A 23,001-nucleotide genomic window follows, 5' to 3' on the forward strand; every position below is an offset into this window, starting at 1 on the left:
TTACAAATTGCTCACTAACCGCAACTAGGTTATACTCAAAATAGAAAACGTATTCCACAAGGAGATGAATGTATGGAAAACAAGCCCGAACTTGAGTTGATCGTCAACTCAGAAAAACCTTTAAATATTGCCGATAAGAAAAAAATACAACTAGAAATTAAAGGAAAATTATATAATTTGGAAGTGGATCCGTCTCAAGTTGAAGACCAATCGATTGCCATACGCTTATTTATAGTTCCTTCAATAATCGTAACCTTCATTTTTTATTTGTTTTTTGTCTTTAGAGATGATCGGTTAATCCCATTATCGGGGAGGATTTCAGTTGCTTCACTTATTATCTTACTTGGAGTCATCTCTGGGATGATTACTTTCATTACGTTTTTTGTTAGAAAAAAGCGCCAGAAACTGCCACACTTAGAAAAAATATATTGGCGCAATTTCCCCACAATTGCCTTGTCATTTGCGTTGATCCTCACCCTCAGTTTATTATTTATATTTTGGGTTTTTGGGCGTTTGTTTGTCGGTTTATATTTAGATATTTATTTGGCATCATTATTTGCATTTTTGGTTTTCTCAGTCATTCAATTTACGGCCATCAACATTGTATTAATACTTTCCGTTTCCTTGATGATTAAAATTTTAATTACAGTTATTTTATCGGGTGTGCTCATTGCGATGATTACCAATGGTGAAGCCCAGTGGTGGCAAGATAATTTAAGCTTTTTGGGAACAGCTGATGCTGCGAATAGTTGGCAATTTAACCTAACACTTATTTTCTCAGCTTTGCTATTAATTGCACTTATCGATTATTTATTTGTGACTTTATCCGAATGTTATCCAAAACATAAAGGTTTAGTGATTTTACGTATTTTGATGCTTGTGATGGCGGTTAGCCTTGGTTTAGTAGGGTATTTCCCAGCAGACGGTCCAGGCAATATGCCTGCCTACCATAATCGAGCAGCGGCCATGCTAGTTTATACAGTGATTGCAATGATTGTGGGTATTCGATGGTTTGTACCGGATATTTCAAAAGAATTTTTGACAGTTTCTATTGGTATTGGTGCGACGCTAGTTGTGGTGACGCTCATGTTTGTTAATGGTATTTATATGACCTTAACAGGTTTTGAAATCATTTGTTTTTTCCTAGCCTTTACTTGGCTAATGCTACTTCTACAAAATCTCATTCAAAAAACAAATCCGCCGATTCCTAAGTATGAAGTAATTGTTCATGACCATTTAAATAAATAACGCTGAGAAAGGTGATCAAAATGACTTTAGAAAAATTAATCAATGGTTCAGATATTCGTGGAGTTGCGATTAAAACAGAGGGATTAGATCAAACTTTGACCTTAGAATCTGTAAGAAAAATTGCACATGGTTTTATTTATTTTTTAAAAGAAGAAAAGAACTTAAAGCATGTACCCTTAAAAGTTGCGATTGGCATTGATAGTAGGGTTAGTGGACCAGAAATAAAAACAGCTTTAACAGAAACATTTGTTAAATTAGGGGTTCATGTTTTGGATGCCGGTATGGCCACAACGCCCGCTATGTTTATGGCAACGCAATATGATGAGTTTGCTGCTGACGGTAGCATAATGGTTACAGCTAGTCATTTACCTTTTATGTATAATGGCTTGAAGTTTTTTACAAAAGCGGGTGGGGCAGAACATGAAGATATGGACTTTATTGTTCAACATACTGATGCAACGATTGAAGTCAATGAGGAAGGTAAAGTTGATTCAATTAACTTAGTTCAACGATACGCAGACGATTTGGTTGGAAAAATTAGAAAAGATTCTAACAGCCAAGAACCACTAAAAGATATGCATATTGTCTTAGACGCTGGGAATGGGGCAGGCGGTTTTTTTGCAAAAGATGTGCTAGAAGTTTTAGGTGCTAATACTAACGGTAGTCAGTTTTTAGATCCTGATGGTAATTTTCCAAATCATGTACCCAACCCAGATAATAAAGAAGCCATGGCAAGTATCCAGAAGGCAGTACTTGATAATCAGGCAGACTTAGGGATTATTTTTGATACGGATGTGGATCGTGCTGCGGTAGTGGATTCAACAGGAGAAGTGATTAATCGTAATAATCTAATTGCTGTTTTAGCGCATATTATTTTGCAGGATGAAAAAGATGCTACAATCGTTACGAATTCACCGACATCATCTCATTTGAAAACATTTATTAATGAGTTAGGTGGACAACAATATCGCTTTATTTCGGGATACCGTAATGTCATCAATAAAGCCATCGAATTAAATAACGCTGGTATTCATACACCTTTAGCAATTGAAACGAGTGGACATGCGGCATTTAAAGAAAATTATTTCCTTGATGATGGAGCGTATGTGGTTGCTAAAATATTAATGTTTTTACCAAAATTACAAAAGGAAAATTTGAAATTAAGTGATCTGATTACAACATTACAACAACCAGCCGAAACACAAGAATTGCGTTTCCATATTAATGAAGAAAATTTCAAAAAATATGGGCAAAAAGTTATTGAGGAAATGAATGATTTTGTTGATCGTTCAGAAGGATTCACACTCGAAGAGGATAATCGAGAAGGTATTCGTGTCAATGTTAGCGCACCATTTGCTAGTGGTTGGTTTTTATTACGTCTGAGTTTACATGAACCATTACTCGTTTTACAATTAGAAAATGATGTCGAAGGCTCTAACCATAAAGTCATTTCTCATTTGAGAATATTTTTCGAACAATATAAATCATTAGATTTAGGAAAATTAGAAACATATTTAAAAAAGTTAATCAAAGCTATAAAGTAAATATTACAATTAGATAAATATAATTTTAATGACGAAAAAATATCTGTATTAAATATCATGAAATAGATAAAAATATGCTATAATAATTATTGTTTTAAGATAATTATTAATCCAACTAAGATTAATTTGAATATTCATTATGATGTCTGGAGGTATGCATTTATGCGGCAATTAATGAACAGAACTAGTCTGCGTAGATTCAATCTAATACAATTTTTATACGATGAACAAGATTGGGTAACAAAGGATTCAATTATTGAATTTCTGGGATGTTCTGACACAACATTTTTTAAAGATATAGCGGATTTAGAAATAATCTTTCCGGATATAAAAATAATTAATATTCAAAAAATGTATCGTATTAAATTAAATAATGATTCAGATATTCAACGCGTAAAGCAGCATTTTTTAGCCGAGATTCCAATTGTGCAAATGGTCGAAAATATGCTTTATCATCCAGTGAATAATTTACTTGAAATAGCTGAAGCTTCTGAATCGAGTGAATCGACCATTTATCGTTTGCTGTCCGAATTTAATCAGTTTCTACGTAAACAGTATAATATCGAAATAAAAGGCCGCCCTTATACTTTTGAAGGGTCTGAAGCCGATATTCGTTTTTTCTATTATCAATATTTTTCAGAACGATTTTTCTTTTTAGAATGGCCATTTCCAACCATTCCCGAAAAGGCTTTAGAAGAATTCCTATTATATTTTATAGAAGCTTATGATTTTCCAACGAATTTATCTAATTTTCGATCAATGAAAATTATTTTAGCAGTAAATTTGTTACGCAGTAAAAGTGGAAATCATATAGAATATATTGATGATACTTTCTGTGAAATGTTTGCAAATGACTATGAAAAACCAGGTTTTAAAAAGCAAGCAGAATTTATCAAAGAGCATTTTGATATGACATTAGATTATCAACGCATTTTTGATCTATTCTTGAACTTTAAATCGACACAATTTTATTTTACATATGAAGATTTAAAAGAAGCTGGTAAAGAAAATGAAGAAATAAGAAGTCTACTGTTAGATCTCAAGAAAATGATTAATCTAATAACAGGAAAGTTTCAATTAAAGTTAGAAAATCCTGAAGAATTTATTTTTACGCTGTATAATTCAATCTACATCAATCGTCAGAATACGACGTCTAATTATTTATTAACTGATCGTATGCAAAATATTTGTATTAAACTACAAAAAAAATATCCAAATTTCTATACAGAAGTTGAAAAATATGCGACTTATTTTGTGAAGGAATATAGTCCTCAAGATACAGATGTTTTACGTAATCATCTTATTTTCATAATATTTAACTCATGGAAACAGTTAATCGCTCAACTCAACCAGAAATATCAAAAAATACATATTTTAGTTATTAGTGATATCGATGATTTTCATGCTAATACGATATGTGGTTTAGCAGATTTTTATACTTCCGATAATGTTGCTTGTGAAATTTTGCGAACGATAACACCAGATTTAAAACTCTTAGAGGAATCAAAATACGATGTTATTCTGACCAATACGCATATTGATGACTTAAAAGATAAAGAGATTATTTACTATGATGATATTATGACAGACCGGGTCATCATTAAGCTTCAAGCAGCCTTATTTAGAGTTAGACATAAGCGTGAATCAACCACTCCATAAAAAATGATGCTTAACAGTTACGAATTTTTATTGTAGCTGTTAAGTTTTTTAGTGTTATCATATAATTCGAAATCTAAATATTTTATTAAATTGATTAGAATTAATAGCAAACACTTGCAATTCATTATAATCAGTATTAGAATAGCTTCTGGTCGAATAAGAAGTACAATTGTATAAAACTTCCTAATATAATATAATGTTTTCTCAGTCTTTTTTCACGATAAAAGTGAAAAATTGAAAGCATTAATATCCCTCTTCCTCAAAATATTTTAATACTATTGTGAAAACAGAAAATATTAAATAGTTAATTTTTTACGAAAACGATTGTTTAATAAATAAGAATATGTTATATTCATTCTTGCTAAAAGCATGATTCCGTTATCATAAAATATTATTATGTTTTATCAAACAAATCGTTTATAAGCAATACTATTTTAAGAATCGGTATCAATAATAAAGAAAAAAGGAGTTTTAGTGAAAGAGAGTTAACTCACGTGTGTCGTTACTTTTTTTGTTTGTTGGTGCAAAGCCAACTGTAACGCCACTTTGAATAATAATAATACATATAAAGAACGGAGATTTACCTATGCAAAACAAAAAGAATAATAATTTAATTTTAGCTATCTTACTTTTATTCGTTGGAACTTATGGAACTTTTTCTTATTTTACTGATAATACTGTTATGGGTGACGTTGTTTTAAGAACCGGTACAGTTAGTCTATCTGACGATAATAATAATTCAAATGAATGGAAATATGCTCCTTTAAATGATCATGCAAATACATTGATGACCAATGGTTCTAGCCAAATCACTGTAAAAGCTGGTGAGACAGTAACAGGTAACTCATTTGCTAATTTACGTCCTGGTGATTACTTTGAAAAAGAGTACACAGTGACTTATGATGGATCATTAACAGCAGATATTACTTTTGATTATACAACTTTATCTAATGTGTCAGGTTTCGACATCACGGCAACTATCAATGGAAAAGCAGCTAAATCACATGAAACATTTGAAAAAGTGCAACCTGGTGCAAAATATGACCTTAAATTACGCGTAGGTGTACCAGTTCAATCAAATAATAATGAATCATTTGGTTCTGGACGTAACGTAGAAGGCGGAACAATAACATCATTGACCGATGCATTTAAAATTACTGCTATTCAAAGCAACATTACAGAACAAGTAAATGAAACTGTTGTAAAAGGTGAAATTAAACCATAATATTTTTTTTTTGATAAATTAATTCTCTTTGGTTTTAAAACGAAAGAAGGTTTCAAATGTTTAAAAAATGGCATGTATTTATTTTATCGATTGTGTTACTTTTCATTACAACTTTTACAACTAATCATGTCCATGCTTATTTTTTAGATGTTTTAACACAAGTAGAAACCATTCAATTGGCTACTGGATATTTAGACTTAGGAAAAGTGGATAAGTCATTTGTTGAATTTTCAACCAATGAAAAAGAAGATGAAGTTATCATTCGCAATAATGGAACGATCGAAGCCGCTGTATTTTTACGACTAGAAACGGTTACGAATAATAATAAATTTTACTCAAAAATTTACGTGAATCAGCAGTCATTCACACAACTCAATCAAAATATATTGCTTAAACAAAATAACCTCCCTCAGCTATTGGCTCCGGGACAGGAAATTAAACTCAAAGTTTCTGTTGCTTATCCAATGGAAATCGATACAAGTGAAGAATATCAATTAACAATTGGACTTGTGCAAACTAATTTAGTTAATCAGTTTCCAACAACCAATCTTTCGGTACAAGGTTTTAATGATGTTGAAACTATGGGAGTAAAATTAACAGCTAATGAGAAACCACCAGTTTCAACAGCTTGGCCAACTGAAGCTGAATTTAAGCAAGCAATTTCTCTAAACTCTGATAATCATGTTTATGTTTTCCACAGACTATTGTTTGGAGTGGATCAGTCGAATGGTAATGGAACTAAAAAGACCATTATTCCAGGGAAGATGTATATTAAATTACCAGCGAATCCTATCATTACTTTTACTGATCAACAATTGATTCAAAATGTCTTCAACAGTTTCAACTCTAACTATCGTCTTGAAGTTAAATACCATAAAAATCTTGGTTTTGAATTGGATATTTATTTGAAAGATGGTTTGACTGGTTCGGACAATGAAGCAATGTTCATTCATAATGAGGATATCTTATTATCTACAGGACAATATAATTCAAGCACCCATATTAAATGGTCACAGTATAGTGATTTTGCTCAACCATTAATTTTAAATACTGACATTAGTCAATCTGGACCAGGTTATGTGAGTTTGAAATCAGACCGAACCATTACAAGTTCACCAACTGGTACGGTCCATACACTGTATTTATTAGCTAAAGATGATTGGGAAACGTATGCTGCTGCCGTGACGGAAAACCTATCAAATTATTTAACGGTTGAAACAACAGGGCCATTTGCTGCTACACTTTTGAACAATAAATTGTCCATCCGTCAAACGAATAGTGGGACTGATAAAAATGGAACCGTCCGATTACGCTCCAAATTAACAGGGGCAATTGTTTTGGAAAGAGTTTTAAAATCTGTCAAAACAAATACAACAAGTAGCTTTGATGTTCCATCAGCAACATTTACAAAGTTAGATAACTCAACCTCTGTCTATGTCACAGCACTTAAAGTTGAACAAACGCAAACAACAACAAATAGTCTGTTGCGTGCACAGCGTGTGGCTTCAAAACAGATCGTAGATGTTTATTTAAAATTCGACCAGGCTTTATCCGAAAATGCACAAATAAGCTTTGAACAATTACCAGCCGGTTACCAACTTGTCGATGTCTTAGTGCATGATAACCAGAAATATATTAAAGCAACATTCTCAGTTGCTTTTAATGAAATAAATAACTCTGCTGTAACTGAAAAGGCTTCGATGAAAGTGAAGATTGTCGATGCTTCAAAAAATCTGACGCAATCTTACACGGTTTACTTTAATGTGGTTGAAACGATAGAAAAAATAGAAGAATCAACTGAGGAATCAAGTGCAGTATCGAGTAGTGAGTCAGTCAACGAGTCAGTTCAATCCAATGCATCTTCTGAGTCAAACGATGAATCGTCATTAGAAGAGCTTAAAAGTACAGAATCAACCGCCGAGCTGCAAGAATCGATTTCAAACATTGAATCGGAAGTGATTGAGCCAGTAGTGGTTGAAAGCCAAGATGAAACTGAATCAATTCAAAGTGAAGGAGAAGTAACAGAATGAAGGTTATTTCACGTCTTTTAGACATTGTAAAGTGGATTTTCATTCTTGCACTCATCTTTTTGATTTTTTTGAATGTGATGTCGAATCCAAAAGGTCCTGGCTTGTTTGGGCTAAAAGGCTATAGTGTTTTAAGTAATAGTATGCAACCCGTCTTTTCGGCAGGGGATTATTTAGTTGATTTTCAAACAGACTATGAGGATCTAGAAATTGGCAATATTATTACATTTCAATTGGATAACCAATTGATTGTGACACACCGTATCGCTGATAGAATATATGATGGTTATGTAACAAAAGGTGATGCCAATGAGTTTGTGGATGAATTTATTGCAACCCCTGAAAGTTATGTTGCAAAATATGTGTTCCACATTCCTTATCTTGGGCAAATACTTATTTGGTTAAGCCATCCCTTAGTTTTTGTTGCCTTTTGTTTCATCATTGCTATTGGATTATTATATGGTCACTTTAAAGAGCGACGACAAAATAGTGAAAAGTAAATATCAAAAAAAATCCTTCTCTAATTATTTAAAGAGGGATATTTTTATGCAATCTTTTATGGCGCATTTTGTAATGACCACACAATCGTTGTTGTAAAAGTTTCTATGCCATCATTCATCCGTTGTGTAGGATTGGAGATATTTAATTTTAATTCATTGAAAGTTAAATCTTGGGTGCTTGGAGAGTCTTATTCTACATTATAAGAATGGATAATTGTTTGTCTGTCCCACAATAGGGGCGTTTCACAATAGTAAAGTTCTGTATCAAATGGTTCAGCTTGATGTATATCGCAATTGCTTAAGCCATAAGATAAATCATGCGAGCCGAAACTAATATCGTTCACCACTCCAAATTTTGAAGGGTTTTGTGGAAGTATCAATTCACAGTGATTGATACTAATGACAGCTGTTTTAATTGGTTCAACTCTACCTGTCAGATCTAAATCAGGTATTTGATAACTAATTATTTCAACGTTTTGAAGTCTATTAACTACTTTAAAAACAACATTTAATTGATAGTTGTCATTTGTCGCTATTAGATATTCTGTTAAAATGGTTCCATCATCTAATGATAATTGGATAAGTAATATTTTGAATTCATCAAATTTAAATTCTTTATCTGATGTCATTGGCCAATTAGTCACTTGAAGTAATTTATTTAATACTGTATTAAAATCAACAGTTGCTGTTATGGTAGTCGTAGCATGTGTTATAGGTTCTACAAAAGTTATCGTATCAGAAATCCATGGATAAGTTGAAACTGAGCTAATCGTATTAATTTCAATTGGGACCTCATTAATTATTAGATGCGAATAGTCAAAATGAAAAGGTTAGAAAATAAAAAAAGACAATGACTGATAAATTATTGTTAATTTATAGTTGTTAAACAAAAATAGATTATAATGAGTATAAATAATGATAATAATGAGTCTAATGTCTAAAAGTAGTAAAATTTATTTAAAATCAAAACATCGGCATCCAGAACTCTACATAAACAGAATTCTAAACACCGATGTTATTTTTTATTTTACATTCACTTTTTCAACTTCAGGATAGTGTTTGCTTTGTTTTTCAGATGCATCTTTTTGTGACAACAAACGCAAACCATTAAGAATAACTAAAATAGTCGATCCTTCGTGGAAAACCACTCCCATTGGCAAATCTAACCAACCAACTAGGTTCAGGATAATTAGGATGATGATGACCCCAACTGCGAAGGCAACATTTTGCTTAATAATGTTGTTTAGGCGATTACTTAGCTCATAACTATAGAAAAGTTTGTTTAAGTCATTTTTAACAATTACAACATCAGCGGTTTCCATGGCAACTGAGGAACCAGATCCCATCGCGATACCAATATTAGCATTGGCTAATGCGGGAGCGTCGTTAATCCCATCACCAATCATCCCTACCACTTTATCTTCTGCTTGATAGTCTTGAACAAAATTAATTTTATCTTCTGGTAAACAACTCGCATAATAGGTTGAAATACCTACTTGATCTGCCACTTTTTTAGCCGTCTTTTCATTGTCACCGGTTATTAATTGAACATCAACATCATTATTTTGGAAATTATTCACGGCTGTTTTAGCTTCTTTACGGACTTGGTCTGATAATTGGAAATAACCAATTACGTCACGGTCTTTACCAACAAATACCAAGGTTCCATCTTTATCTTGCTGATATTTATTTGAATTATGATAATCGGAAAAGAAGGAAGGTTTTCCAATGACAATCGAACCTTTTTTAAGACCTGTTCCAGCTAATTCTTCAACGGCTTCGTCTCTATTGACATTCGCTAAACTCGTATTAGGGAAGGAATTGACAATCCCTTGTGCAATTGGGTGACTTGATTGTTGCTCCATATAAATAACTTCAGCTAAAATATCTTCCGGGATATCGTAATCTTCAACTTCAAATTCACCTTGAGTGAGTGTTCCGGTTTTATCACTAAATAACACATCCATGGTACTTAGTGCTTCCATAGCCGCTCCACCTTTAAAGAGAACACCGTTGTTTGCTCCATTTGAGATGGCGGATAGGGTAGCAGGGGTTGCTGAGGCAACCAATGCACAAGGACTGGCGACTGTTAGTAATACCATTCCGCGGTAAAAGGCATCTGAAAATGTCATGTTATTAATGAACATTAAGGCTAAAATAAATATCGGCACAGCAATTAAAACAGTTATAACATAGCGAGATTCAATCCGGTCGATAAAGGATGCGATTTTAGATGGTCTCCCTTGAGCTTCTTCAACCATCCGAATGATATTTGAAAACACGGTCTGGTCACTGGTTTTAGTGACATGTAAATGCAAAACATGACCTTCGTTAATGGTTCCCGCATAGCCGTCGTCGCCTTTATCTTTTTCAACAGGTACAGCTTCACCAGTTAAGGCTGCTTCATTAATGATGGTAGGACGATCAATCTTTCCGTCAATTGGTAACTGTTCACCTTTAGCAACCACTACGGTTTGGCCAACTTTCAATTCGGAGGTTGGAACTTTAACGGTTTCGCCATTTTCCATAACCAACAATGCGGTTTCAGGCACTTGTTCTAAAAGTGATTCGATGGCTTTGGTAGACTTATTGGTCGCATATTCTTCAAGGAATTCAGCCCCCGCAAAAATAAATAATAACATTGCGCCTTCGGATTCATAATTAATAAGAACAGCTCCTAAGGCTGCAAGAATCATTAATAAGTCCACATTGGGTGAGCGATTTTCAATGGTTTCAATAATGGCATCTTTGGCAGCAAAGAATCCCAGGAAGAAAATGGCAATATAAAAACATATTCTACTATATAATGGATTAAAACCAAGTAGAAAACCGAGAATGAGAAAAATCGTTCCCACTAGGAGGAATTGACCTTCTCGTTCATTAAGTAAAAATTTTAACATGATTAAGTCCTTTCTATTCTAATGTTTTGGATAAACTAATTCTATTATGTATTTGAAGCATAGTCAAGTTATTTATAATGATTATAAATAAAAACCGGTATTAGATAGAGTCAATAAAATTGTGTAAAAACCACCAAAGGACGAGACTAAAGTTTTAAACTAGTAGCAGCAACGAAGAAACTTTTGGTATTCGTTGAAGAAACGATTGACTACTTCATGCCTACGATAACTCAATAATTGATACAATTTCTAGGACTTACTCTTGCGTTCGGATGAAAAGTTGGTTTCATCCGAGCGGTTGGTGTGCGGTCGGATGAAAAGATGGTTTCATCCGAGCGGTTGTTGTGCGGTCGGATGAAAAGATGGTTTCATCCGAGCGGTTGTTGTGCGGTCGGATGAAAAGATGGTTTCATCCGAGCGGTTGTTGTGCGTTCGGATGAAAAGGTGATTTCATCCGAGCGGTTGGTGTGCGCTCGATTGAAAAGTTGCTATCATCCGAGCGGTTGTTGTGCGTTCGGATGAAAAGTGTGTTTCATCCGAGCGGTTGTTGTGCGTTCGGATGAAAAGTTGATTTCATCCGAGCGGTTGGTGTTCGTTCGGATGAAAAGATGGTTTCATCCGAGCGGTTGTTGTGCGTTCGGATGAAAAGATGGTTTCATCCGAGCGGTTGGTTCACGGTCGTTTGAAAAGTTGCTTTCATCCGAGCGGTTGGTTCACGGTCGTTTGAAAAGTTACTTTCATCCGAGCGGTTGTTGTGCGCTCGTTTGAAAAGTGTGTTTCATCCGAGCGGTTGTTGTGCGCTCGTTTGAAAAGTTGGTTTCATCCGAGCGGTTGGTGTTCGTTCGGATGAAAAGTGTGTTTCATCCGAGCGGTTGTTGTGCGTTCGGATGAAAAGGTGATTTCATCCGAGCGGTTCGTGTGCGCTCGATTGAAAAGGTGATTTCATCCGAGCGGTTGGATCGCGCTCGTTTGAAAAGTTGCTTTTATCCGAGCGGTTGGTTCGCGGTCGTTTGAAATAGGATAAAGTACAGAAAATTATGAAAAAACATGAAGGAACGAGACTAAAGTTTAAACTCGACGAAGCAAAGAAGACATTTTTTGGTATTCTTTGAGGGAGGGATTGGCTGCTTCATGCCTACGATAACTCAATCAATTTACACAATTTCTAGGACTTATTCATGATATAACTCTTTAATATAATAGTATCATTTTTAAAGATGATTTTGTGCCCAACATTCACAAATTATATAAAAAAAAATAATAACAAACGCTTGAAAGCTTGACCTCATGCAAACCCTAAGTATTTAAGCAGAGATATTTATTTAAGGGAGGGGTTTTGGTCGTTAAAAAAGTGGATTGACATTTTTTTAAGCAATGAATATATTGAATTTAACACAAAATAAGGGGGTTTCTATGAGAAAGAGCTTAGTTGAAAAAGAGTCTGTATTGTTACAATTTGATCCATTAGTCCATAAAACACTTGCGCGAATGGGTATTCGGTCATCACATTTATTTTATGAAGATTATGCACAAGAATTACGGTTAAAAATGTTGGAATTGTATCAAAAATTTGATGGTAATCCCGTTGATACGGAACGTTATCAGTTTGTTGCTTATGCATCCAAAGGTTTGTATTGGTATTTGTTAGACATATTAAAGAAGGAACGGCCAACTGTCAGCCTCTCGGCAATCGATTTTGAAACTGTTTTGAATGCATCTACTCATCAAGCTCCCTATCAAAGTCAGGTGAATCTTCTCGCCTTTATGACTTCCATGCAAAAACACTTAACACTCGAAGAACAAGGTCTCTTTTGGCTCCTCAATGATTCATCCTTCACACTGAAAGACATCGCACAAATCTACGATATAAGCATCCCTGCTATCCACAAACGAAAAGTAAAACTTCAAGAGAAATTATCCTCCCTCAAAAATATTTTAAAATTCTAGTTAATAAATATCACTGTACTTTCTTTTATAGGGTGTAAGGTTTTTTTATCTTACAAATAAATAAAAGGAGGGATATGAATGCCAGGTGAAAAAGAATTTATCAGCGCTAGTCTGCAATTCAAGACCATCGGAGCAGATGACAAGGTTAAGCGTGCTTTAACTTTGCCCAATTTAGCCAATCAAGCTGACTATAGTCAGATGGTAGCGGTTCGCGATGCTTTACAAACTGTGTTTAAAGACGTGATTGCTGAAACGACGGCGGTTGAAATCTTTGCTATTTATTAATAGCTCGAATTTATAAAGGAGAAAGGAGGTTCATAATGGAGGAAAATTTAACTTTGGAATTACTTTTTAAAGACAGCCAAGGGGCTAGTAAAAAAGTAAACATCAAAAATCCACTTGAAGGTTTGGATCGTGAATCGGTTGAGCAGTTGGTTGATGTATTAGTTGATTCAGATATCTTTATTAATGATGGAATTGATTTGTATGCAACGGCTGCTGGTGCACGATATGTGCGTCGTATCGTAGAAGATATTTATATGGTTGACTAAAAACATTTGGCTCGTTCATTTGGCTATTTTAGCTGGGTGAACGAGTTTTTATAAAAAGGAGAGGGTGAGCATTGTATTTAAATAATAGCTTATATGATAAAGCCAAGTGGCTTGTTTTGGTTTTTATGCCGGCTTTGGCAGTCTTGGTCAGTAGTTTGGGAGACCTTTTTGCATGGGAACAAGCGGATGTGTTGGTTGCCGCAATTAATTTATTTGCCGTATTTCTAGGTTCGTTGATGCAATTATCCAGCCAGAGTTACTATAAACAGCAAAAAGATGAGGAGGTCGATTGAATGATAACGGCACAAGAGGTCTTAGCAGTGGCAGAAAAATATGTAGGTGTGGTGCAAGATTCCTTGGTCCATCGAAGTTTGATTGATCGTTACAATCAGGTCTTGCCTCGTCCAGCTAGTTATAAAATGACCTACGAAGATGCTTGGTGTGATGCATTTGTCAGTGTTGTAGGGGATGAAAGTGGTGCGAGTCATCTCATTGGGCGTGAATGCGGGGTCCAAAGGCATATTGAGTTGTTTAAAGGGATGGGAATTTGGTTAGGACGTCAAAAACCTACAGTAGGGGATATGGTGTGTTTTGATTGGGATGGCGGCGGTTTTGCAGACCATATTGGCTTTGTCGCTAAGGTGGAGGGTAAGTTTATTACGACCATTGAAGGAAACTCCAATCGACAGGTGGCAAAAAATCGTTTTAATTGGGAAGATTGGCGGATAATAGGTTTTGCACGGCCAAAGTATGCGGTTGGAAAGTCATTGGCTAATGTGGTACAAGAGGTTTTTGGTGGTTTATGGGGAAATGGTGAGGAGAGGCGTCGGAAGTTGGTGGTAGCCGGTTATGATTATGATACGGTTCAGCAGGCGGTTAATGCTGAATTGGCTGGTGTCACTAAAATGGATTTAGTTTATGATGGATTTGTTTTAAAGGATGACTTGGTTATGAAAATTGTAGGCTTGGCTAAAGACTATCAGATTCTGCCGAGTTTTCTGATTGTGATGCTACATTATGAGTCTTTGTGGGGGCAATCTGCAGTTGGGCGAGCGGATAATAATTGGGCTGGGATTACTTGGTCTGCTACTTATGTTGGCAATCCGGGCATAGCTAAGTCACCTGGGTTAAAGCGCCCATTAAGCGAAGGGGGATACTATGTTCGGTATGAGACGGTTGAGGATTTTTTAGCAGATTGGGTCTATTTATTAAGTAGGGATCATCTTTATCAAGTAGCAAATGTTACGGATTTTGCGACTTGTGTTGCAGGCTTGTTTCGTCCTGGCGGAGCGAAGTATGATTATGCGGCAGTTGGCAGAGATATTTATTTAAAAGGGATGTTGAATCGGCGTGCTGGGATTGAAGCAGCGAATCCTGGGAAATTAGGGATGATTGATCGGGAGGTTTCTTTGTTGAAGTCTGTGGATGCGGTGGCCGAGGAAGTGATTCAGGGGAAGTGGTTTGTAGGAGAAGCGCGAAAAATCGCTTTGACTGCAGCGGGTTATCATTATGAGTCGGTACAAAGACGAGTGAATGCGTTGTTGCGTGCTTGAGTGGATGGGTATTGCTAGAAGCCAAGAGTGGTAGTAGAATTGTTTCTGCTATTGTTCTTGGTTTTTTGTCGTAGCTGTACTCGGCTAAGACTTTCCTAATGAACTCATTATCAGTTTGCTTTTTCAATACATAAATGTTAATCTTTACTTAAGGATTGTTACCGAATAAAAATGGGCAAAACCTTAGGAGAGGTCGCAAAAAAAGAGTAATGAGTATGAAGATAGAAAAAGTCGTTAATAATAATATTGTTATTGCAAGAGATGCACAGGAGCAAGAACTGATTGCTGTAGGAAAAGGCATAGGTTTTCAACAGAAAAAAGGGAATCCGATCGATTCCACTTTAATTGAGAAAACTTTTGTCAATTCAGATGCAAAAAGTAGTAATCGATTACTAAAGCTTTTAAGTAATATCCCAATTGAACATGTTCAAATTGCAAATGATATCATCAACTATGCTAAGACTTCACTCGGACAGGATTTAAACGAGAATTTATATTTAACACTCACTGATCATATTAATTTTGCGATTGAACGTTTTGAGAATGGTGTTCCGATTCAAAATGCTTTATTGTGGGAAATTAAACGCTTTTACAATCATGAATTTCTCATTGGGAAAGAAGCCTTAGTTATGATTCAGCAAAAGCTAGGCTATCAACTCCCAGAAGATGAAGCAGGTTTCATTGCTTTACACATCGTCAACGCTAAATTGAAAAATTCAAATGTTGAACAAATAACAGAAATGACGCGAATCATACAGAATATTTTGAAAATTGTTACCTATGAATTTAATGTGTCATTGGACGAATATTCTTTAGATTATGAGCGTTTCATTACCCATTTGAAATTTTTCGTCCAGCGCTTGTTCGTTGGTCAAAAACTTGAAACCAAAGATGAGAATGATTTTATTTTCATTTTAAAAGAAAAATATCGGAAAGAATATCAAACAGCTTTAAAAATTTCTGAATACATCGAAAATGACTTCAACCGTCGACTAGAGTCAGATGAACTGATGTATTTAACCATTCATATTAATCGAATAACAAGATAATCAGGATTGTTACTGTTAAATCAGGCGAGACCTTAGTACCTTTATTTGGCATGGGTATTTTAGGTCTTTTTTTATTCGAATAAATAACTAAATTGATTAAAAAGGAGCAAATCGATGGATTACAAAGAAACAGCCAAGAACATAATTGAAAATATTGGTGGGGAAGACAACGTTTCTTACCTATACCACTGTGCCACACGTTTAAGATTTAATTTAAAGGATTCTTCTAAAGCTAATACCGATGCCGTTAAGAAAATCCCTGGTGTGATGGGTGCGGTTGAAAAAGGTGGGCAATACCAAGTTATCGTTGGTAGTGATGTTGGAAGTGTCTTTAGAGAAATTAACAATCAATATGATTTAAACACAGAAGGTGGCTCAGGTAATGATTCACAAGAAACTCAAGAGGATAAATCGTTCCTTAACACACTTATTGATACACTAACGGGTATCTTTACACCAATTTTACCAGCTATTACAGCTTCAGGGATGATGAAAGCTGTCTTATCTTTACTAGTTGTATTTAAATGGGTTGATAACCAATCATTGAACTACCAAATCATCAACTTTATGGCAGACTCTGCATTCTATTTCTTGCCATTCTTATTAGCTGTTTCAGCTGCTAATAAATTTAAAACGAACCAATACCTAGCCTTAATGATTGCTGGAATTTACCAACATCCGAACTTTGTGGCAATGGTACAACAAGCCAATGAATCTGGCGGTTCTATTAACTTATTTGGTTTACCTATTGGTACAGTTGGTTATTCATCAACCGTTATCCCAATTATTTTATCGATCTTGTTATTATCTTATGTAGAGCCAATTGCTGACCGTGTGTCACATAAATCGGTTAAATTCTTTACCAAACCTTTAATTTCTATTACAGTCGTAGGAATTCTTAGTTTAGTTATCATTGGACCAATTGGTCACTATATTTCAGATTTAATTTCAAATGCAATCGTATCAATCGAAAACATTGCTCCTTGGTTAGTTCCAACCATTATCGGTGCGATCTTCCCATTACTTGTTTCAACTGGAACGCACTACGGAATTATTCCAATTGGAATTAACAACCGTTTAACTAATGGTTACGATACCTTTGTTTACCCAGCTAACTTAGCTTCAAACATCTCTCAAGGTGTTGCTGCGATGGCAGTTGGATTGAAAACTAAAAATACAGAAGTTAAATCATTGGCATTTTCGTCTGGTTTAACAGCTGTTTTAGGTATTACTGAGCCTGTTCTTTTCGGTATTAACTTACGCTTTAAAACACCTTTATACGCTGCTATGGTTGGTGGGGGTGTCGGTGGTTTATTCATGGGTATCTTTGGCGTTCGTAACTTCTCAGGTGGTTCACCAGGTCTATTAACATTACCTTCATACATTGGAGAAGATACTTTACGTCATTTCTACTTAGCAATTGCTGGTGCAGCCATTGCCGCAGCAGTGACATTTATTGTTACAATGATTATTTATAAAGATGAAGAAGCTGCTGAAGAAATTCAAGAAGTAACTGAAAACATTGATGAAGATACAACAACTGAAACGAATGCAGCAGTTGCTACAGCTTCTGTTGAAATTGTTTCTCCAATGAACGGACATTTACGTCAATTAAGTGATGTGCCAGATGAAGTCTTTTCACAAGGTATTCTGGGCCAAGGTGTTGCGATAATTCCGACTGACGATACAGTTTACGCACCTTTCAATGGGACTGTTACAGCTCTTTTTGACAGCAAACATGCCATTGGTTTAACGAGCGACGATGGCGTTGAGCTTTTGATTCACGTAGGGATTGATACGGTTCAAATGAACGGTGAAGGCTTTGCTTATGCCGTTGAGCGCGATCAAAAAATTACCGTTGGTCAACCACTTTTAACTTTCAACATCGAAAAAATTAAAGACCACGGCTATTCAATCATCACACCGGTTGTTGTAACCAATTCAAACGACCTCAACGATATTTTAACTGTTTCAAGCAAGCAAATTACTGTTGGCGAAGACATTATCAAGATCATTAACTAAAATAAATATCACTGCTACAACTGTGCTTTATAAAAATGGTTGTAGCAGTTATATTTATTAGAGGATTTAGAAGGAGGATTTAAATGGGATTCCAAAAGGATTTCTTATGGGGTGGCGCCACAGCGGCGAATCAAAGTGAAGGTGGCTATAACAAAGGTGATCGTGGACTGGCTAATGTTGATGTCGTACCGACAGGCGAGGACCGTGGACCAATTATTCGTGGTAAGATGAAGCACTTGGCATTTGATGATTCGCATTTTTATCCGGCTAAAGAAGCGATTGATATGTATACGCATTTTAAAGAGGATATCGCCTTGTTTGCGGAAATGGGCTTTAAGGCATACCGCTTTAGTATTGGCTGGACGCGGATTTTCCCTAAAGGCGATGAGCTAGAGCCAAATGAAGAAGGCTTGGCGTTTTATGATGAACTGATTGATGAATTATTAAAGTATAATATTGAACCGGTGGTAACCATTACCCACTTTGATATGCCGATTCATTTGATTAATGAGTATGGTGGTTGGCGTAACCGTAAATTGGTTGATTTTTATGCTAATTTGGTGACAGTTTTATTTAATCGTTACAAGGGTAAAGTGAAGTATTGGATTACATTTAATGAGATCAATATGATCTTGCATGCGCCGTTTATGGGAGCTGGTTTGGTATTTGAAGAAGGCGAAAACCATGAACAAGTAATGTACACAGCTGCTCACCACGAGTTGGTCGCGAGTGCCTTAGCGACAAAGATTGCCCGTGAAATTGATCCTGACATCCAAATCGGATGTATGATTGCAGCGGGGCAGTATTATCCAAATACACCAAATCCTGCTGATGTTCGTAAAGCCCAAGTTGATAATCAAGGGAATTATTTCTTTGTGGACGTGCAAGCCCGTGGTGAATATCCAGCTTATGCTTTGAAGGAATTAGAGCGTAAAGGTATTGTGGTGCCGTTTGAAGAGGGGGACAAGAAATTACTGAAAGAAAATACGGTAGATTATGTTTCTTTCTCTTATTATTCTTCTCGTGTGTCATCAGCTGATCCTGAAGCATATGAAAGTACGAGCGGAAATATTTTCCCAACCATTAAGAATCCATATTTAGAGCGTTCTGAATGGGGTTGGCAAATTGATCCATTAGGATTCCGCATTACCATCAATGAATTGTATGGTCGCTACCAATTACCATTGTTTGTGGTGGAAAATGGTATAGGTGCTAAGGATGAACCAGACGAGAATGGTTATGTTGTCGATGATTACCGTATTGAGTATTTACAAAAACATATTGAAGCGATGCGCGATGCAGTTGTGGAAGATGGTGTGGATTTAATTGGCTACACTTCTTGGGGTTGTATCGATATTGTTTCTGCTTCAAGTGGGCAAATGTCTAAGCGTTATGGTTATATTTATGTTGACCGCGATGACATGGGGAATGGTAGTTTGAAACGTAGCAAGAAAAAATCCTTTGACTGGTATAAGAAAGTGATTGCTAGCAATGGTGAGGATTTGAGTAATTAGTCATTGATGAAGAGTGTGAATACTACGAAAAACCGGACATTTTAATTATAGTGGAACCGTCCCAAGCCAAGGTCTTGGGACTCGGCTGGCTACTCGAACTCTAAGATCTAAAGGTCTAAGAGTTCGATGTGCGCCAGTCCGTTCTTTACACTATAATTAAACTGTTCGGTTATTCTGCGTGTACTGGTGTATTCGAAATTTGATTACATTGAATGAGGTTGGCTGAATGGCTTTGCCATTGGCCATGTAATGCTAAAAGTTGGGTATAGGGTGCTTTAAGTAGCCATGAATTGATGAAAGTAGGCCGCATAGCTACCACATTAAGCATATAAACTAAGTTATGTGCCGAATGGCTACCTCATTAAGCATATAAACTAAGTCATGTGCCGAATGGCTAGGATCATTAATATGTGCCAGAAAGTGCCATAGGTGGCACATGCGGCTTGTTATATGCCTGCATTCGTCACTCCCCGGCACATCCGGCTTGTTATATGCCAGCAGTCGTCACTCCCCGGCACATCCGGCTTGTTATATGCCTGCAGTCGCCACTCCCCAGCACATCCCCCCTCAGTATATGCCACTTACCTCTATTCTAACCATAAAAACCATTACCTACCAACTACCCAATCTATTTCAACTTAATCTCCAACACCATATCAATATCATCCATTAAAGCTTCGGTTGCATGGCTGTTATTTAATTCAACAAAAGTTGTATCAGTAAAAGCTAATGCAGTCCAACTATCAGATACCTTAACCACTGAATTATCCATCAATCGTGTGACAGAAGCAATCTGAGAACTTGCAATACCAGGCAATGGTAGGACACCAAGTGGACCGTCAAAAATATGCGCGTAGATTGTTTTATCATCCTTTTGCGTATAATAGCCCCATTCAGGTTTTTCCAAGTCGATCGCTGGACGGTTTTCGTAAATTGATGCATGATTTAATTCCATCCAGTCACCAACTTCAGATAAAATATCTAAACTTTGTTGATTAAATCGACCTGTGCCATCAGGAGGGATATTTAATAAGATGTTTCCATTCTTACTGATGCATTCAACTAATTTGCGGATAATGAATTTGGCAGATTTATAACTGCGGTCGGTTGGATCATATCCCCAAGAATTATTGATTGAGGTGCAAACTTCCCAAGGAACGAAATCGCCGTTCACATCTTTAATGGGGTAGGGTGGAATGATATGCTCGGGACTAATATAGTCACCAGAATAAGAATTAGGTTCGTTATCAATAATTGAACCAAATCCTTCACCTGAAGTTTCAAGACGATTATCGATGACAATATGCGGTTGATGTTGACGAACCATCGTCATTAATTCTTCCGCTTCCCACTTGTCACTACTCATCTCACCGTAAGAAAAATCAAACCACATGATGTCCAAATGACCATAGTTTGTCACTAATTCTTCCACTTGGGCATGCATAAATTTTAAATAATTATCCCAATCGATGGTTTCATCACGATATGCTTCATTTCCGCGCATTGGATGATGCCAATCATCAAATTTCGGAAAATCTTTATGATACCAGTCAATCAAACTGAAATACAAACCAACTTTTAAGTCATATTTACGGGCCGCTTCTATATATTGCGCCACTAAGTCGCGTTTAAACGGCGTATTCGTAATTTTATAATCTGTATATTGCGAATCATACAAACAGAAGCCGTCATGGTGTTTAGCCGTCAAAATAATATATTTCATTCCTGCATCAGCCGCGGCTTTTGCCCACTGGTCAGCATCAAAAGCTGAGGGGTTAAACGAATCGAAATAAGGTTGATATTCCTCAATCGTTAAATTCTCACGACTACGAACCCACTCGCCACGCCCAATAGAAGAATACAACCCAAAATGGATAAACATTCCAATGCGCGAGTCAACGAACCATTGCTTATCCGGACTTATTTTTTGCTTCATAATCAATAGACACTCCCTTTATTGTTAGTCTCATTTACTTCATTACGCTTCAACAAATTTTTAATAGCAATATCACCAAACCATGCAATCGGGAAAATATACATCGGTACAAATAATAATAGATGTAAGAAAGGGAAGAGCGTCATAATAAATATCGCCACCCCTATCCCCAACACCGCAGCAATTGTTTCTTTAATCGAACATAAAGCCAGATAGAAAGCTTGCTTTATATGATCCTTAGTACGCAAATCAAAACTGACAATACTTGGGAAAATATAACAAATCACACTTAAAGCAATCACAAACATAACAATTAAGAAAAAGTGCAGATAGCTATTGCCAATAAAATGTTGTGAAACCCGTAAGTCGACGTATAGAAACAAAATAACGGCAAGTGACAAATAACCTAAAATGTTACTTTGCTTAAAATTTTCTGAATAATATTGTTTAAATTGCTCAGCATTATAAATTGAGGTTAAATCTTCGTCTTCTGTGCGCAAATTATACATAATAGAAGCGAAAATGGCCGAAATTGCTGGGAAAACACCCAAAACAAGAAAACTTTTAAAACTATAAACAATTCCCCAAACTTGTAATTTAAACAACTCCAACATAAACAACCCTAGTTTATAAATCCCATTAACAAACTTATTGTTCGTCATACAATCCCCTTTTCTTTTTAATAAATATCTCTATATAAACTGTGTATCTTCCATCATCGATTCTGCAATCAGCCACTGACCGTCTACCTTAATAAAAGTAATGCCGACTGTGGCAATATGATCACGGTATTCTTCACTATCGCTTGTTGCTCGTTGCTGTACCCTTAATTTAACCAAATCATCTGTTTGCTCAAGCACATCGATAGATTCAAGCACAAGCTTAATATCAAATTCATCAAATACAGTTTGCATTTCTTGACTGGTTTGCGAACGTGCAGATTCAATTAGGGTAGAAACATACACATCTAAATCTTCTTCATTAGCAGCTTGAATATTTTGTTCAAGAACTGAAATAACTTCTGCGACATCAGCTTCATTTGCTAGACGACCTTTTACATCAAAACCATTAATCATTGTAGAAGGGACGATAAAGGTCTGATACAAAGTAGGTAACATTAACAATAAAGCAAAAATAATAATTAAATATCTTTTTTTCATTAGCCAACACCTTTACACATAATTATTGTAATTATATAAAAGAAAGCGGATAAGTACAAACGGAAGTTAAATATTAAAATTTAAAAATAAATGATAAAAATAAGAAGCAAATTAAAGGGGTGATGTCAACGGTAAAGAATTGTAAAATCTTAATATAAAATGATAC

Annotated in this window: 19 protein-coding genes; 14 read left to right on the plus strand and 5 right to left on the minus strand. The window is 35.7% G+C overall.

Annotated elements, in window-relative coordinates; genetic code table 11:
• Positions 1-72 precede the first annotated feature (72 nt).
• The 6 genes from ACTQ54_RS01305 to ACTQ54_RS01330 all read left to right on the plus strand — a co-directional run bounded on the left by ACTQ54_RS01305 (position 73) and on the right by ACTQ54_RS01330 (position 8,203).
• Positions 73-1,248: a DUF998 domain-containing protein gene (locus ACTQ54_RS01305; RefSeq protein ID WP_441754025.1), complete on the plus strand. Its 1,176-nt coding sequence runs from the start codon at positions 73-75 to the stop codon at positions 1,246-1,248.
• Positions 1,249-1,268: 20 nt separating this feature from the next.
• Positions 1,269-2,792, plus strand: coding sequence for a phosphomannomutase/phosphoglucomutase (locus ACTQ54_RS01310; protein WP_441754026.1), 1,524 nt, complete (start codon positions 1,269-1,271; stop codon positions 2,790-2,792).
• A 162-nt stretch (positions 2,793-2,954) separates the two neighbouring features.
• Positions 2,955-4,451: a M protein trans-acting positive regulator PRD domain-containing protein gene (locus ACTQ54_RS01315; protein ID WP_441754027.1), complete on the plus strand. Its 1,497-nt coding sequence runs from the start codon at positions 2,955-2,957 to the stop codon at positions 4,449-4,451.
• A 586-nt stretch (positions 4,452-5,037) separates the two neighbouring features.
• Positions 5,038-5,676: a hypothetical protein gene (locus ACTQ54_RS01320; RefSeq protein WP_441754028.1), complete on the plus strand. Its 639-nt coding sequence runs from the start codon at positions 5,038-5,040 to the stop codon at positions 5,674-5,676.
• A gap of 56 nt (positions 5,677-5,732) precedes the next feature.
• The gene (locus ACTQ54_RS01325) at positions 5,733-7,706 is read left to right on the plus strand and encodes a hypothetical protein (protein WP_441754029.1); all 1,974 of its coding nucleotides are present in this window, start codon (positions 5,733-5,735) and stop codon (positions 7,704-7,706) included.
• Positions 7,703-8,203: a signal peptidase I gene (locus tag ACTQ54_RS01330; RefSeq protein WP_441754030.1), complete on the plus strand. Its 501-nt coding sequence runs from the start codon at positions 7,703-7,705 to the stop codon at positions 8,201-8,203. The genes ACTQ54_RS01325 and ACTQ54_RS01330 overlap by 4 nt, the downstream gene beginning before the upstream one ends.
• Before the next feature lie 188 nt (positions 8,204-8,391).
• On the opposite strand, the gene ACTQ54_RS01335 is transcribed toward ACTQ54_RS01330, so the two are convergent.
• Both ACTQ54_RS01335 and ACTQ54_RS01340 read right to left on the minus strand, forming a co-directional pair.
• A complete protein-coding gene (locus tag ACTQ54_RS01335) occupies positions 8,392-8,832 on the minus strand; it encodes a hypothetical protein (RefSeq protein WP_441754031.1) in 441 nt (146 codons plus the stop codon).
• Positions 8,833-9,225: 393 nt separating this feature from the next.
• On the minus strand, positions 9,226-11,103 hold the full coding sequence (locus ACTQ54_RS01340; protein WP_441754032.1) for a heavy metal translocating P-type ATPase: 1,878 nt from the start codon (positions 11,101-11,103) through the stop codon (positions 9,226-9,228).
• A gap of 1,413 nt (positions 11,104-12,516) precedes the next feature.
• Here ACTQ54_RS01340 and ACTQ54_RS01345 point away from each other — a divergent pair.
• From ACTQ54_RS01345 to ACTQ54_RS01380, 8 genes are all read left to right on the plus strand, one after another.
• On the plus strand, positions 12,517-13,050 hold the full coding sequence (locus ACTQ54_RS01345) for a sigma-70 family RNA polymerase sigma factor (RefSeq protein WP_441754033.1): 534 nt from the start codon (positions 12,517-12,519) through the stop codon (positions 13,048-13,050).
• Between the two features lie 78 nt (positions 13,051-13,128).
• Positions 13,129-13,335, plus strand: coding sequence for a hypothetical protein (locus ACTQ54_RS01350; protein WP_441754034.1), 207 nt, complete (start codon positions 13,129-13,131; stop codon positions 13,333-13,335).
• A gap of 35 nt (positions 13,336-13,370) precedes the next feature.
• Entirely contained in the window at positions 13,371-13,601 is a 231-nt protein-coding gene (locus ACTQ54_RS01355; RefSeq protein ID WP_441754035.1) for a DUF2922 domain-containing protein, read from the plus strand.
• Positions 13,602-13,672: 71 nt separating this feature from the next.
• On the plus strand, positions 13,673-13,894 hold the full coding sequence (locus ACTQ54_RS01360; RefSeq protein ID WP_441754036.1) for a phage holin: 222 nt from the start codon (positions 13,673-13,675) through the stop codon (positions 13,892-13,894).
• Positions 13,895-15,154, plus strand: a complete 1,260-nt coding sequence (locus ACTQ54_RS01365) for a CHAP domain-containing protein (protein ID WP_441754037.1) — start codon at positions 13,895-13,897, stop codon at positions 15,152-15,154. It abuts the gene before it with no gap.
• A gap of 215 nt (positions 15,155-15,369) precedes the next feature.
• Complete coding sequence (gene licT / locus ACTQ54_RS01370) at positions 15,370-16,203, plus strand: BglG family transcription antiterminator LicT (protein WP_441754038.1); 834 nt, start codon at positions 15,370-15,372, stop codon at positions 16,201-16,203.
• 114 nt (positions 16,204-16,317) lie between these two features.
• The gene (locus tag ACTQ54_RS01375; protein ID WP_441754039.1) at positions 16,318-18,225 is read left to right on the plus strand and encodes a beta-glucoside-specific PTS transporter subunit IIABC; all 1,908 of its coding nucleotides are present in this window, start codon (positions 16,318-16,320) and stop codon (positions 18,223-18,225) included.
• Between the two features lie 83 nt (positions 18,226-18,308).
• Positions 18,309-19,739, plus strand: coding sequence for a 6-phospho-beta-glucosidase (locus ACTQ54_RS01380; RefSeq protein WP_441754040.1), 1,431 nt, complete (start codon positions 18,309-18,311; stop codon positions 19,737-19,739).
• 628 nt (positions 19,740-20,367) lie between these two features.
• Here the strand turns inward: ACTQ54_RS01380 and ACTQ54_RS01385 are convergent.
• From ACTQ54_RS01385 to ACTQ54_RS01395, 3 genes are read right to left on the minus strand one after another with little or no spacing between them, the layout of a single operon-like run.
• Positions 20,368-21,675 carry an alpha-L-fucosidase gene (locus ACTQ54_RS01385; protein WP_441754041.1) on the minus strand — a complete coding sequence of 436 codons (1,308 nt, stop codon included), beginning with the start codon at positions 21,673-21,675 and terminating at the stop codon, positions 20,368-20,370.
• Between the two features lie 2 nt (positions 21,676-21,677).
• Positions 21,678-22,337, minus strand: a complete 660-nt coding sequence (locus ACTQ54_RS01390; RefSeq protein WP_441754042.1) for a YesL family protein — start codon at positions 22,335-22,337, stop codon at positions 21,678-21,680.
• Between the two features lie 30 nt (positions 22,338-22,367).
• Positions 22,368-22,835 (minus strand): hypothetical protein, encoded by a 468-nt coding sequence (locus ACTQ54_RS01395; protein WP_441754043.1) that lies wholly within the window; start codon positions 22,833-22,835, stop codon positions 22,368-22,370.
• Positions 22,836-23,001: the final 166 nt, after the last annotated feature.

The sequence above is a fragment of the Fundicoccus sp. Sow4_H7 genome, assembly GCF_052115865.1.
In the GTDB taxonomy this organism is placed as follows: Bacteria; Bacillota; Bacilli; order Lactobacillales; family Aerococcaceae; genus Fundicoccus_A.